This is a genomic window from Streptomyces poriferorum, assembly GCF_019399235.1.
GTDB classification, from domain to species: Bacteria; Actinomycetota; Actinomycetes; order Streptomycetales; family Streptomycetaceae; genus Streptomyces; species Streptomyces poriferorum.
This window is the reverse complement of the sequence record NZ_JAELVH010000001.1, coordinates 56,826-72,128: the sequence shown is the minus strand read 5'-3', so window position 1 is coordinate 72,128 and position 15,303 is coordinate 56,826. Positions and strand designations below refer to the sequence as shown.

At 68.7% G+C, this 15,303-nt stretch carries 4 protein-coding genes; all 4 read left to right on the top strand.

Features of this window, described 5'->3' with window-relative positions:
- Nucleotides 1–30 precede the first annotated feature (30 nt).
- The gene (locus tag JGS39_RS00125) at nucleotides 31–471 is read left to right on the top strand and encodes an ATP-binding protein (protein ID WP_219566399.1); all 441 of its coding nucleotides are present in this window, start codon (nucleotides 31–33) and stop codon (nucleotides 469–471) included.
- Between the two features lie 1,081 nt (nucleotides 472–1,552).
- A complete protein-coding gene (locus JGS39_RS00120; protein WP_219566398.1) occupies nucleotides 1,553–2,977 on the top strand; it encodes a non-reducing end alpha-L-arabinofuranosidase family hydrolase in 1,425 nt (474 codons plus the stop codon).
- A 1,244-nt stretch (nucleotides 2,978–4,221) separates the two neighbouring features.
- A complete protein-coding gene (locus JGS39_RS00115) occupies nucleotides 4,222–4,440 on the top strand; it encodes a Rieske (2Fe-2S) protein (protein WP_219566397.1) in 219 nt (72 codons plus the stop codon).
- Between the two features lie 178 nt (nucleotides 4,441–4,618).
- Entirely contained in the window at nucleotides 4,619–15,289 is a 10,671-nt protein-coding gene (locus JGS39_RS00110) for a non-ribosomal peptide synthetase (RefSeq protein WP_219566396.1), read from the top strand.
- Nucleotides 15,290–15,303: the final 14 nt, after the last annotated feature.

Genomic DNA, 15,303 nt, shown 5'->3' with positions numbered 1-15,303 from the left:
GAGGGAGGAGAGCGGAGTGAGGGAGGACCGATGGCGAAGGACACGTCGCTGCGCGCGGTTGGATGGGCGCAATCGTTTCCGGTGTCGCAAGGCGTGCGGGCCGGCCGTCGGTGGACGCAGGAACACCTGATGTCCCTGAAGTGGACCGGGAGCGCCCCCGAGACGGTGGACGCGATACTGCTCAGTGTCTCCGAGCTGATCACCAACGCGCACATACACGCGCACAGCGACGCCCAGCTGGTACTCACCTGGGACAGCCACTGCCTGCACGTGAGTGTCCACGACTCCGACCCTGTTCCTCCTGCCAAGCAGTCCGAGGACCTCACGACGACCGGAGGGCGGGGACTGGCCATCGTCGATGCGCTCGCCGATGGCTGGGCCACGCATCCGCAGGCATCGGGCAAGACTGTCACCGCGTGCTTCGTGCCACCAGGTGCTCCGAAGCCTCGGCACGGAGGGGACGTCAGCTGAGTTCCGGGCGGAAGCGACCCGGAGTTGGAGGAAGGGCGCCCCGGTCCGACTTGGCGCACGCCTCACGCCCGTGCCGCCCGACATGCTCGTTGCCCGGCCGTGCCGGGCGGATCGTGGAGAGGGCGCGTCGCGCTTCCAGGAGCCAGTGCTTGAAGGCCTCCTTCGCCTTCTGTGGCCTGTGACGTGGAGCCCGCGGTCTCCGGCAATCCGAGGTTGTCTTAACGGGCGTTGGTGGACACGAACCTCGACAATGCCAACCGTCAGGTGCTTCTGAGTTTCCTGGGCTGACCAGGATCGACATGAGGCGTGCTCCGTTCCGTCTTTGCAGCGCGGGTCGGGACGATCTCGCCGCGGAACTGATGGTCTGCACAACGGGAACCCGCGCTGCGCGCAACGGAAACGACATCACCCCGCTTGCCGCCCACAGCCTGCTCGACGTGCTCGAAGGACCTCTGCCGAGTGGTACCGATCAACCGCTTTCCCCGCCGGGGAGGCATCTTCGACGATGAGGACGCGCGGAAGTGAAGTGCCGCCTGGTACTGCTCACTGGGGCACCGGGCGAGCGCTGGTGCCGTGGCGGGCAAACGTTGCCCGCCGCGGCACTAGACAGGAATGATTGAGGCCGCAGAGATGCGCCGTCAATACTTAGGCGAGAAATATTTCTGCTGGCGATTCGAAAATTTCGAGAATGTGTCGCCTCGGGTGGTGCGCCTCCGATGACACCGCCTGCGTATGGTGCAGGGCTGGTGTCGGGGGTGTCGGTGCGGGCCAAGAGTGTCGGTCCTCATTGCCCGCGATCACCTTGCGGTTTGACATGCGACTCTTCGCGCATGAGGGTCCTCGCATGTTTCGACGTTTGCGGCGACACGTGCGAGAGGTATTGACGCCGCTCACCGGCTCCCTATCATTCAGATTGCCCGACACGTCGACCGATGTTCGGTATGTCGAACTCACGTAGTCCGCCGCATCGCGCTCGCGCTCGGTGCGCCGTCCGAACGTAGCGACGCGAGGAGTCGCGCTATGTCCATGTCATGGTCCCGTCAAGTCTGTTGTGCAACTACTCAAGGTTGAGGAAGTCCCCATGAGCAGACGAACTTTCAGTCGCAGGCATCCATCTGCTGTGCTCGCCGCCGTGATCGCGGCTCTGGGCGCGTTGGCGGCGATGCTCGTCGCCACCCCGGCTCAGGCGGCTGCCGGCGGCGCCCTGCGCCAGGCCGCTTCCGGCCGGTGCCTCGATGTGCCGGGCGCCGTCCAGACCGACGGTACGTCCGTGCAGATCTATGACTGCTGGAGTGGAACCAACCAGCAGTGGACGTCGACGGATGCCAACCAGCTCACCGTGTACGGCAACAAGTGCCTGGATGTCCCCGGTCACGCCACCACGGCCGGGACCCGGGTGCAGATCTGGAGCTGTTCCGGCGGTGCGAACCAGCAGTGGAGGGTGAACTCCGACGGCACGGTCACCGGGGTGGAGTCAGGGCTGTGCCTGGAGGCCGCGGGCGCCGCCACGGCCAACGGAACGGCGGTGCAGCTGGGAACGTGCAACCAGGGAAGCAACCAGAAATGGAGCGGTCTGACCGGGACGCCGCCGACGGACGGCTCGTGTTCCCTGCCGTCGACGTACCGCTGGTCGTCGACGGGTGTGCTGGCGCAGCCTGCGAACGGGTGGGCGGCGGTGAAGGACTTCACCACCGTGACCTACAACGGCAAGCACCTGGTCTACGCTTCGAACGTGTCGGGATCGTCGTACGGCTCGATGATGTTCAGTCCCTTCACGAACTGGTCGGACATGGCGTCGGCCGGCCAGAGCGGGATGAGCCAGGCCGCGGTGGCACCCACGCTGTTCTACTTCGCACCCAAGAACATCTGGGTGCTGGCGTACCAGTGGGGCGCGTCGCCCTTCGTCTACCGCACGTCGAGCGACCCCACCAACCCCAATGGCTGGTCGTCACCGCAGCCGCTGTTCACCGGGAGCATCTCCGGCTCCGACACCGGACCGATCGACCAGACCCTGATCGCCGACGGCCAGAACATGTACCTGTTCTTCGCCGGCGACAACGGCAAGATCTACCGGGCGAGCATGCCGATCGGGAACTTCCCGGGCAACTTCGGCTCGTCGTACACGACGGTCATGAGCGACACCAAGGCCAACCTGTTCGAGGGCGTACAGGTCTACAAGGTCCAGGGCCAGAACCAGTACCTCATGATCGTCGAGGCAATGGGTGCGAACGGGCGCTACTTCCGCTCCTTCACTGCCTCCGGTCTGAACGGGTCATGGGCCCCGCAGGCCGCGACCGAGAGCAACCCCTTCGCGGGCAAGGCCAACAGCGGTGCCACCTGGACCAACGACATCAGCCACGGTGACCTGGTCCGGGGGAACCCGGATCAGACCATGACGATCGATCCTTGCAACCTGCAACTCCTCTACCAGGGGAAATCTCCCACCGCGGGCGGCCCCTACGACCAACTGCCGTGGCGGCCGGGCGTCCTCTCCCTTCAGCGCTGACCTCCCCGGGGGCCACGGTGACCGGGACGGGCCCGCCGGCCCGGTCACCGCGGCGGCGGCGGGGAGACGGCGCTCATCCGGAACGGCTTCCGGAGATGTGCCGCCCCCGCTGCTGTGATGGGCGTCGTCACGGATTCGACGAGCACTGCACCCGTGATCCCGGGTGCCAGACCGAGGTCTGAGGACCAGCGTCCGGACTCCGACTTCAGTCCGCTGCGTGGCGACGATCCTTCATGGATCGTCGCCACGCGATCATGCCGCCTCGCTCCTGCCCCGGCTTGCCGGGGGACTTCACGCCCTCCCCGATGACCGCCCGGCCTATGCGTGCCAGGGAAGTACTGGTTGGCGAGACGGGTCGTTCAGAGCCGTCGGCTCCAAATCCTGGCGTTGCGGGCCGGCCTGGGGCCGCGCTGGGCCCAGGTACGTGGTTGCTGTGGCCGGATGGACCGGCTGCACCTCACAGCCGCTGGGCGAAGCGGGGCGCTCCGCCCTCCTCGTGGCAGCGTCCGCGTCCGCGCCTGCTGAACGGATTCGGTAGCGTCCGCACCTGCCGGTGCACTCCGCGTCCAGTTCCGAGGTCGCAGGCAGGATCCGCCGGCGGTTACTGCTGCCGTGCTTCTGCGCCGCTCGTACCTCGGTTTCGCAGAGCTCGACCTGCCCGCCCGGCCGAGGCCCCCGCGCTGTTGACCGAGATGCCTGACGTAGTCCGGGCGGCAGACAACATGCGCGGCCGTTGCTGCCGCCCTTCGCCGGATGCTTTGCAGGAGGGCCCCCGTAGCCGTGACGCCCATAACGAGCATCGACGTCGTGATCGAGGCAGTCGCTGAGGCCTCTCGATAGGCATGAGGCCGGCAAGTGGATCGGTCAGGAAATGACTCACGGCGGCAGCATGCACCACGTACTCCACGCTCGCCGAAACGCAAAAGTGATGTGTCCCACATCGAATCGAACGTGAGAACACGCAACGGTGTGCGGGACATACTGATTGTCATGACACCGACGGCCGTATCCGTGGGCGCCTGCTGTTCGCTGCTGCGCGCAGGCATCGAGCGCCCGGCCGAGATGTCGCGTTCGATCGACCTCTCGGGGCTCGTAGACGCCGAGGGCGGACCGGTGGACCGTGCCGTGTTCACCGATACGGAACGCTACCGTCAGGAGTGGGGCCGTGTGTTCGCCCGGAACCGCACCCGCCCGGATTTGTGCCCCACTCCGGAACTCTGGTGTGCCGCGCCGATTCTGGCTCGATGCGCAATCGCACCTGTACCCACCACAGTTGGTCGTTCGACCCGGCCGACGCGCTGGTGAGCGTGCCGAAGCGGTCGGACCATCCTGAGCCGCTCGACACCACCGCGTGGGATCCGGTCGAGGTGCTGTACGTCGAATCACAAGGCCAATTGATCTTCGGCGCCCGGAATCCGGGGACGGTGCCGCTGCGGGAGCCGCTCGGGGGCGTGGCCCGGTGAAGGGGCCGGATGGTCGACCACGATGTTCAAGGAACGGTCGTAGTCGGCGGGGTGCAGGAGTGGGAGTCGGAAGACAACTGGAAGCCCGCTCCGTGCGGGCTGGGCAGAGTTCGTGCGTTCGCTCGCGTTTTTTTGCCACAGCGTCATGCCTCGGTGGTGTGGCAGGAAGGAGTCCGTCATGAACCTTCGCGCACTCGCCCGCATATATGCCGACGGCGAGATGTCGACGACGAGGGTACTGGCCGAGCTCGACAGGCTCGTGGACATTCCTTTGTCCGAGGGGCAGCGCGGCCTGTGGGCGCTTGCCAAGATGGAGCCGGAGACGTACGCGTACAACGTTCCCGTGTGTCTTTCGTTTGCGGACGTTGATACCACGGCGCTTCAGGCGGCATTCCGCGACACGCTTTCCCGGCATCCGCTTCTCTCGGCCACAGTGCGCGAGACGGATGACGGGCCGCGTCTGTCCCACGGAGATGCGGACGGCTTCCGCGTTGATCACGTGGACATCTCCGATATCCCGTCCGGGCGAGTGCTGAACCTTTTGAAGGAGAGGGCGCGGCGGCCGTTCGACCTGGCCGGTGATCCCTTGACCAGGCTGGCTGTCCTGCGTCGCTCCGCGTCCGAGGCGTACGTTCTGCTGGTCGTTCATCACCTCGTGATTGACGGAGTGTCGGGGCGTCTCGTCATCGACACGCTGCTGAGTTCGTACCGGGCGCGGATCGAGGGACGGGACGTGCCGATCGAGGCGGGCTCCGCCTCCTTCGGTGAGTTCGTCGCGTGGGAGCGGGACGTACTGGCCGGTGAGCGCGCCGAGGAGGACCGCGGGTTCTGGGTGCGGGAGCTCACCGGCGCGGGCGTCCTCACAGGGTTACCCTCGCAGGTGGCTCTGGCGCCGGACGCGCTGCATTCGGGTGAGGTGCACACCAGCCGGCTGCCGAAGGAGCAGGCCGCCGCCATCGCGGCCTTCACCGCTTCGCATGAGATCAGCCCGGGGATCTTCTTCCTGGCGGCCTTCCTGACCTTGCTGCACCGGTACACCGGAAGCGAGGACCTCGTCATCGGGATGCCGGTTGCCGGGCGCCCGACGGAGCACTTCGACCCGGTCGTCGGCTACTTCGTCAACACGCTGCCCGTCCGGACCAGGCCGGACGCCTCCGAGGAGTTCACGGCGTTCGCCCGGCGCGTGCAGTCCACGGTGCTCGAAGTACTCGAGCACGGGACCTACCCGTTCCACCGGATCGTGGGCGATCTCGGTGCCCGGGGCGTGAATCCGCGGTCGCCTCTCTATCAGGTCGTGTACAACTACCAGGATTCCGCTCTCTCCGGATACCTGGGCGAGCGGGCCCGCGCCACCGGCGAGAGGGAGTTCGAACTCGTCGACGGGCTTTACCAGTTGGGGGAGTACGACCTCACGGTGGACGTGGCTCCCGGTGACGGGTTCCTGGTGAACTGGAAATACCACCCCGACGCCTTCTCGGCCGATGCCGTCGCGGGCATGGCAGAACACTTCGCCACCCTGGTGGACAGCGTCCTCGACGCGGACGGCCGGTCGCCGATAGGCAGGCTGAACCTGCTCGGCGACGAGGAACGTCGCCTCGTCATCGAGACGTGGAACCGCACCGAGGCCGACTTTCCCGCGCATCGGACGTGCTGGGATCTCTTCGCGGAGCAGGCAGAGACGAACCAGGGCGCCCCGGCAGTCACCTGCGGGGAGCGGACTCTCACCTATCGCGAACTCGCTGACCGGAGCTCGGCGTTGGCGCAGGCGCTGGCGCGTCAAGGTGTTGGCCCCGGGGACATCGTAGGGGTCTGTTACGAACGGTCGCTCGACCTTGTCGTGGCCCTCCTCGCCGTCATGAAGCTCGGCGCGGTGTACCTGCCCCTGGACGGCCGGCTGCCGGCCGAACGCCTCTCCTACATGGTCGAGGACAGCGGCGCACAACTCGTCATCTGCCATGAGGCGGTGATGGACAGGCTGGCCGCCATGGGGACGCCGAAGGTGAGGCTGTACCCGACAGACCGTCAGGATGATCAGGTAGCCCAGGCATGGGCGGCGGCGGGGGAGACGACCGCCGATTCGCCGGACCCGCAAGCCTCGGCACCTCCAGCCGCGTACATCATCTACACCTCGGGCAGCACGGGGAAGCCCAAGGGCGTCGTGGTTCCGCACACGGCGCTGACCAATTTCGTGCTGGCCATGGCGCGCACGCTGGGTATGGCGTCCCACGATCGGCTGTTGGCCCTGACCACGCACAGTTTCGACATCGCCGCCCTGGAGCTCTTCCTCCCGCTGATCACCGGCGGGCAGGTCTGCGTCTGTGAATCGGCCACGACCGCCGATGCCACATTGCTGGCCGAGAAGGTCGCCGAATGGCGGCCCACCGTCATGCAGGCCACTCCGGCGACCTGGGCCATGCTGGTGCGCGTCGGGTGGCAGAACACCGAGGGCGTCAAGGTGTTGTGTGGCGGCGAGGCGTTACCCGACGGCCTGAAGAACCAACTCGTGGAGCGCGGCGAGGCCTGGAACCTGTACGGCCCCACGGAGACGACCATCTGGTCAGCGGCCAAGCGGCTGCGCCGTGAGGAGCCGGTGACCATCGGCAGCCCCATCGCGAACACCCAGTTGTACGTCCTCGACCGGAACATGAGTCCGCTACCTGTCGGCGTGACCGGTGAGCTTCACATCGCCGGCAACGGGGTCGCCCTGGGCTACCACCGGAAGCCGGAGCTGACGGCCGAGCGCTTCCTGGACAACCCGTTCGCTCCCGGACGGCTGTACCGGACCGGCGACCTCGCGCGCCGACTGCCGAACGGCGAGATCGTCGTCCTGGGCCGGATGGACCACCAGGTCAAACTGCGAGGCCATCGCATCGAACTCGGCGAGATCGAGGCGGTGCTCAATGCCCGCCCGGAGATCGGCCGAAGCGTCGTGCTGCTCGAGCATGCCGGCCTGTCGGACAGGCTCACGGCCTACTGCACCGGGAGCGGGGACGCGCCGGTCGACGCCGCTCTGCTGCGCGCGGAGCTCGCCAAGACCCTCCCCGCCTACATGGTGCCCGCCGCATTCGTGGCCCTGGACGCCTTTCCGCTCACGGCGCACGGCAAGATCGACCGGGCGAAGCTGACCGAGGCCGCCCGGACGGTGCCGCTCCCGGCCGCCGACAGCCCGGTCGCCGCGCCTCACATCGAGCGGCCTGACATCGAGCGGACCGTGCGCGGGATCTTCGAAGAGGTGCTCGGCTCGCGCGATATCGATCGTTCCGCAGGCTTCTTCGACATCGGCGGAGACTCGTTCGCGGCCATCGAAGCGGTGACGGCGATCAACCGTGAGTTCGGCTGCTCGTTGCGACCCACCAGCGTCTTCGCGCACCCGTCCGTCGCGGCGATGGCCCGGCACCTGACGGGGCTGCTGCCTGCTGGACAGGCACCTGCTGCGCAGCCGGCCGAGCCCGAGCAGCACCCTGATCCGCGTCATGCCACTCCGGCAGCCTCCGGTGCCCGGCCTGATGACTCGATCGCGGTGATCGGTATGTCGTGCCGGTTCCCGGGCGCCATGGATCACCGCGAATTCTGGTCCGCGCTCGTGGAGGGACGCAGTGGCGGCACATCATGGTCGGCCGAGGAACTGCGCGCGCTCGGAGTGCCGGAGGAGCTGATCACCCGACCCGGATACGTGTCGCAGCGGTCGGTCGTGGACGGCAGGGCGGAGTTCGACGCGGCGTTCTTCGACATCTCCCCCCGCGACGCCGAGTTCATGGACCCACAGGCGCGCTTGCTGTTGCAGCACGCGTGGCAGGCGCTGGAGGATGCCGGTTACCGCCCGGAGGACGTTCCCGAGACCAGCGTCACCACGTCCACCAGCACGAACTTCTACCAGGCCCTGCTCCCGGCTCTGATGGCGAACGCGTCGGGCCCACGGGTCCTGGAGAGCTCTGAGACCTACGCCGCCTGGCTGTTCGCGCAAGGCGGCACGGTACCCACGATGATTTCCACGAAGCTGGGCCTGCGTGGCCCCAGCATGGCGGTGAGCACCAACTGCTCCTCGGCGCTGAGCGCGGTGCACGTCGCCTGTCAGGGACTCCTGGCCGGCGACGCGGACCAGGCGATCGTCGGCGCGGCCAGCCTGTTCTCCGCGGGGGAGCTGGGATACGTGCACCAGCCGGGCCTGAACTTCTCGAGCGACGGGCGCAGCCGCGCGTTCGCCGACGGCGCCGACGGCATGTCCGGCGGTGAAGGTGTCGGCGTGGTCGTCCTCAAGCGCGCCAGTGAGGCGATCGCTGCCGGAGACCACATCTACTGCCTGATCCGGGGCGTCGCGGTGAACAACGACGGCGGCGACAAGGCAGGCTTCTACGCGCCCGGTATGCGCGGCCAGACCGAGGTGATCCGCAAGGCGCTGGACAAGGCGGGCGTGGACCCGTCGACGATCAGCTACGTCGAAGCGCACGGCACGGGCACGAGGCTCGGCGATCCCATCGAGGTTGCGGCTCTGACCGAGGCGTACCGGCATCACACGGCACGCAGCCAGTACTGCGGCATCGGCTCGGTCAAGAGCAACATCGGCCACCTGGACGCGGCCGCGGGGATCGCCGGCCTCATCAAGGTGGCCCTGGCCCTGCGGCACCGCGAGGTTCCGCGGACCCTGCACTGCGACGTGCCGAGCTCGGAGATCGAGTGGGACGAGTCGCCGTTCTTCGTGGCCGACCGGAATCTGCCGCTGGACGGCGACGAGCCCGCGCGGGCCGGATTGAGCTCCTTCGGGATCGGCGGCACCAACGCGCACGCGGTACTGGAACAAGCGCCGATCGGTGCGCGGGCCGCCGGACGACCCGGACCCCAAGCAGTCGTCCTCTCGGCCCGTGATGGGGAGCGGCTCGGCGTCCTCGCGCGGCAGCTTCTGGAGTTCCTGCCGGGATACCGGGACGCGCAAGGCGATCTGGCGTCGCTCGCTTACACGCTGCAGGTCGGGCGGCGGGCGATGACCGAACGAGTGGTCTTCGTCGCGAACGACGTCGACGGGCTGATCGCAACCCTTCAGGAGTACGTCGAGCGCGGGGCGCGCGGAGCGGTGTTCGAAGGTACGGCCCGACGGCCCGAGGACCAGCTGCTCGGCCTCTTCGATCGCCCCGGGGAGCTGCGAGACGTGGTCGCCGGGTGGCTCGAACACGGGAAGTGGGACAGGATCGCGCCCCTGTGGGTCAACGGCATCGACGTCGAGTGGCACGCCTACCACGGCACGAACCCGCCGGTGCGGGTGAGCCTGCCGGCGTATCCGTTCGCTGCGAAACGGTTCTGGCCGACCGCCGAGGCGGTGTCTGTTTCCCGGGCCACCGAACCGCTCGACGCGGCATCGTCGCTCGTGGCCGCGGCCGGGCCCGAGAGCGTCGAAGCGTTCCTGTCCGGTCGCACGTCCGCGACAGACGAGATGGACAGCCTCTCGCGCCCGCTCGTGCTCGCACAGCTCGTGGCGGCAGGACTCTTCCACGCGCCCGTTCGCCGTGACCTGAGCGGCCTGGGTGACCTGATCGGGCAAGGGATCACGCCGTCCTTCGCACAGTGGCTCGACCGTACGGTGACCGTGCTGCTGAGCCACGGAGAACTCGTGCGTGAGGGCGAATTCGTGGCACCCGGGAAGAGTGCGCCGGACCTCGAACAGTCGTGGCGCGCCTGGCGCGCGTGGAAGGACGCCCATGCCGGAGATCCTGAGCTGGCGGCCAAGACCGGCCTGACCGAGCGCATGATCGAGGCCTTGCCCGCGATCCTGTCCGGGCGGACGAAGGCCACGGCGGTCATGTTCCCCGGCGGCTCGTTCGAGCTGGTCGAACCGGCGTACCGGGGGAACGCGACGGCCGACTACTTCAACGACGTGACGGCCGGCGCGGTGCGCGCGGAGGTGGACGCCCGTCGCCGCGCCGGGATCCGGCTGCTGGAGATCGGAGCGGGTACCGGCAGCACCAGCGAGCGCGTCTTCGCCCGGCTGACGGGCCGCGACCTCGCTGAGTACTGCTATACGGACATTTCGAAGGCGTTCCTGATCGACGCGGAGCGGCGGTTCGCCGGCCACGTGCCGTACCTGTCCTTCACGACCTTCGACGCGGAGAGGGAGCCCGGCGCACAGGGACTTGCCGTGGGTGGCTACGACATCGTCATCGCCAACAACGTCCTGCACGCCACCAGGGACATCGTGCAGGCAGTGCGCCATGCCAGAGCACTGCTGCGGCCCGGCGGAGTCCTCGTACTCAATGAGCTCGCCCGGAACGACTGGTGGTCGCACCTGACCTTCGGGCTTCTCGAAGGGTGGTGGCGGCCCACGGACGGACGGCGTATCCAGGGCGGACCGGCGCTGTCCTCGGACTCGTGGCGCGAAGTGTTGCGGGAGTGCGGGTTCGACACGGTCGAACTGCTGGCGGAGCCCGCCCGCGTCCTGGGCCAGCAGGTGATCCTGGCGCGCGCCGGTTCGCGCCGGGAACCGCGGCCTGCCGCGCCCGGTTCGGTCGAGGATCACGTCCGCGCTACCGTCGAGCGGATCCTCTCCGAGACGTTGAAGCTGACTGCGGATGAGCTCGCGGCCGACAAGCCCTTCGCCGACTACGGACTGGACTCGCTCACCGGCGTCTCCCTGGTGCAACGGCTCAACGAGTCGCTGAGCACCGGCCTCGATCCGAGCGTGCTGTTCGAGAACCCGTCCATCAAGCGGCTGACGCGATTCATCCTCGACGAGGAGGGCGCCGCCATCGTGGCCGCGGTGCCCGAGCCGTCGGTGGCGGTGTCAGGGTTGTCCGCGATACCGGGGCCGTCGGCGGTGTCCGAGCAGTCTGCGGCATCCGGGCCGTCCGCGGTATCCGGGCCGCGCGCGGTATCCGGGCCGTCGGGCGGTGGCCGGGAGCCCGTCGCGATCGTCGGCATGAGCGGCCGGTTTCCGGGCGCCCGGGATGCCGACGAGTTCTGGGACCTGATGGCCTCCGGCAGGGACGCCGTCTCGAAGGTGTCCCGCTGGGACCTCGCGTCGCTGGGCAGCGTGTGCCTGGACGGCGGTCTCCTGGACGGCGTCGACGAGTTCGACCCGCTCTTCTTCGGGATCTCCGGCGCGGAGGCCGTCTACATGGAGCCGCAGCAGCGGCTGTTCCTTCAGGAAGCGTGGCGGGCGCTCGAGGACGCGGGCCACGCGGGCGAGTCGCTCGACCGCGACCGGTGCGGCGTCTACGTGGGCTGCGCTGCGGGCGACTACCTGGATCTGACGGTGCCGGCCGACTACCCGGGCCAGGCACTGTGGGGCAACATGAACTCGCTCGTGCCGTCCCGCATCGCGTACTACCTGGACCTGCACGGGCCGGCGATCGCGGTCGACACCGCCTGCTCCAGCTCGTTGGTCTCCCTCTACCTGGCGTGCCAGGCGCTGTGGGCGGGCGAGGTCACCACAGCGATCGCGGGCGGGGTCTACGTCCAGAACTCGCCGCGGCTGTATCTGGCGGCGTCGCGGGCCGGGATGCTTTCCCCGGCGGGCCGGTGCCGCTCGTTCGACCAGGCGGCCGACGGATTCGTGCCGGCCGAAGGAGTCGGTGCCCTGATCCTCAAGCGGCTCTCGGACGCAGAGGCGGACGGCGACCACATCCACGGCGTGATCCGCGGAATCGGGATCAACCACAACGGCACGACAAACGGGATCGCCGCGCCGAACGGGACCTCGCAGGAAAAGCTGATCCGGCAGATCTATCAGGACTTTGGAATCGACCCCGCGGGGATCGGACTGGTCGAGGCACACGGCACCGGAACCAAGCTCGGCGACCCGGTGGAATTCCGGGCGCTCGACCGCGCGTTCCGCGGCTTCACGGACGCCGAGCGGTTCTGCTCGCTCGGCTCGACGAAGGCCTCCATCGGCCACGCGCAGGCCGCGGCCGGCGTGATCGGCGTCATCAAGTCACTGCTGGCGATGAGGCACGAGATGATCCCCGGTCTGCCCCACCACACGGAGACGAACTCCAGTGTCACGTTGGCCGGCAGCCCGTTCTTCGTGCACACGGAGCCGAGGCGGTGGGACGTGCCGGACGGCGGCAGGCGGCGCGCCGCGATCACGTCGCTCGGCGCCAGCGGAACCAACGCCCACGCCGTCATCGAACAGGCGTCGAAGCCGCCCACGCCGCCGCGGAGCAGGCAGGACGGGGCCCGGTTGATCGCGCTGTCGGCGGCGACGGAGCAAGCCTTGCGCGAACAGGTGGCCCGGCTCGCGCGTCACTGCCGCGAGCACCCGGACCTCGACGCCGGCGAGGTGAGCCACACACTCCTGCTCGGCCGCAGGCACCTGCGGCACCGATGGGCGCGCGTGGTCGGGGATGTCGCGGAACTGGAGAACCAGTGCACTGCCTGGCTCTCCGGGCAGGACAGCCCGGCGCAGCGCGCGGACGCCAGGTTGCAGGCACTCACCCAACAGTTCCTCGACGGTGAGGCACCGGATTTCGCCGAGTTGTTCCGCGACCGCCGCTACCGCCGCGTTCCGCTGCCGGGCTACCCCTTCGAGCGGGAACGCTATGCGCTGCCGGCCCGCGCGGCGGCAGACGACCGGCCGCGGCGCGATGGGGTGGTCCTCACCGGCGACGAGTTCTACCTGCGTGAACACCAGGTGCAGGGAACCGGGATCGCCCCGGGGGCCATGTATCTGCAGTGGGTCGCCGCGACGGCGAGGCGGACCGCGAGCGACGCGGTGCGCATGGACGACATCGTCTTCCTGCGACCCCTCGCGGTCCCGGGCGTGCCGCGCGCACTGGAGGTGGCTCTTCGCGCGGATGGCGACGTGACCCGGTTCAGCGTGTCCTCGGCGGAGTCCGCCGGAGACGAGCCCGTTCTCCATTGCCAGGGCGAGGTGTCCGTTGCGGAGCCGACGGCCGCGCAGAAGCTCGATCTGCCCGCGCTGCTTCGGGATTTCCGGTCCACCGGCTTCGACCCCCTGCGCTTCTACGCCGAGTGGCGGGATCGCGGTATTGACTACGGCCCCACGTTCCAGGGGGTCGTGGCGGTGCATCGGAGCGACAACGCGGTGCTCGCCGAACTGCGGCTGCCCGGCGCGGCGTCAGGAACCATGGACGGCCTCGTCCCGCACCCGGCGCTGGTGGACTCGGCGATGCAGTGCATGCGACTGCTCGACGGCGGCGATCAGGCCGGGTTGGTGTTCGCCATCAAATCGGCCGAAGTCCTCGCCCCCTGCGCGACCACGATGTGGGCCCTGGTACGTCGCGCCGAGGACACGCGCGGCGCGGAGCGGATCGACATCGACCTCGCGACCGACGACGGCACGGTGTGCCTGCGTCTGCGAGGCATCGCAGGCCGTCGGGCCGAGCAGACACAGGACCCGGCGGACGGCGGCGCCGTCACGCTGCTGCCGGTGTGGGACCCCCTTCGGCAGACGGAATCCACGAGGTGGCCGCGGAGTTCCGAAACAGTGGGCATCATCGCGCCCCCAGGGCAGGCGCGGGACGTTCTCCTCGCGCGCTGTCCAGGCGCCCACGTGGTCGCGGATCCTTCGCAGAGTACGTACGACGATCTGGAGAAGTCCGTCCGGTCGGTCCCGGAACTCGACCATCTGATCTGGGTGGCGCCCAGCGCCGTGGATGACCGGTCCGGTGCGCGCGTCGTCGAGGGCCAGTCCAGCGGCTCGCTGCATGCCTTCCGCACGGTGAAAGCACTTCTGGCCGCAGGGTACGGCGATCGCTCATTGGGCCTGACCCTGATCACTGAGCGGGCGCACGCCGTCCAGGAGGCCGAGGTCGTCGACCCGGCGCACGCCGGTGTCGCCGGTCTGGCGGGGTCGGCTGCGAAGGAGTACCCGAACTGGCGGGTGCGGGTGGCGGACGTCGAGGACTACGACGCGTCTTCTCTCACCGCGGTGCTCGACCTGGCCGCGGACCCGGACGGCAACCTGCGTATCCACCGCGACGGCCGGTGGCACGGGCAGCGGCTGATGACCGTTCAGCCGGCCTCGCCGACGTCGTCCCGGCTGCGTCGGGGCGGCACCTACGTCATCATCGGCGGGGCGGGCGCCCTAGGCACGGCCATCAGCGAGTACTTGATCCGCCGGTACCGCGCCCAGGTGGTGTGGCTCGGACGCAGGCCGCGGGACGCGCGAGTCGAGGCCGCCATCGCGCAGTCGACCGGCGCGGACGGGCCTGCGCCGCTGTACCTGCAGTCCGACGCGACCGACCTTGCGTCCCTGCGCGCGGCGAAGGACGAGATCGTCCGGCGGTTCGGCGCGGTGCACGGCGTCATCCACTCGGGCCTGGTGTTCTCGGGGGCGAGCCTGGCGCGGATGAGCGAGGCGCAGTTCGAGGACGTGCTGCGCGGCAAGGTCGACGCGAGCGTCCGGTGCATGCAGGTGTTCGGCGGAGAGTCGCTCGATTTCGCCTTGTTCCTGTCCTCGATCAACTCCTACCTCAAAGCCATCAAGCAGGCGAACTACGCGGCCGCCTGCACGTTCCTCGATTCCTTCGCACCGACGTTGCAACGCCACTACGGCGCTGCCGGAAAGGTGCTGAATCTGGGCTACTGCTTCAACAACGCACCCACCGAGGGCGAGCGGGGCGCGTTGGTCGGAGCGCAGGCGCCGCTCATTCAGCCGGACGAGCTGACGGCGGCGATCGAACGGCTGTGCGCGGGGCCGGTCAGCAGGCTGACGTTGATGAAGTTCGGTCCCGAGCTCAACAACCGGGGCATCGTCCTGGGCGACGACGAAGTCATCCTCCCCACTGCCGTACAGCCGGACGCTGTGCCCGCCGATGCCCAGGAACCGGCGACGGCGCCGGGCGCCGAACTGGGGCGGCTGCGCGCCCGCACCGCAGAGCTGACCGCGCTCGCGATCTGATCGCGCCCTTTCGA

What these genes read in the sequence shown, in the direction of transcription:
- JGS39_RS00125 (WP_219566399.1), top strand. Translation starts at nt 31, where the DNA reads ATGGCGAAGGACACGTCGCTGCGCGCGGTTGGATGGGCGCAATCGTTT.
- JGS39_RS00120 (WP_219566398.1), top strand. Translation starts at nt 1,553, where the DNA reads ATGAGCAGACGAACTTTCAGTCGCAGGCATCCATCTGCTGTGCTCGCC.
- JGS39_RS00115 (WP_219566397.1), top strand. Translation starts at nt 4,222, where the DNA reads ATGCGCAATCGCACCTGTACCCACCACAGTTGGTCGTTCGACCCGGCC.
- JGS39_RS00110 (WP_219566396.1), top strand. Translation starts at nt 4,619, where the DNA reads ATGAACCTTCGCGCACTCGCCCGCATATATGCCGACGGCGAGATGTCG.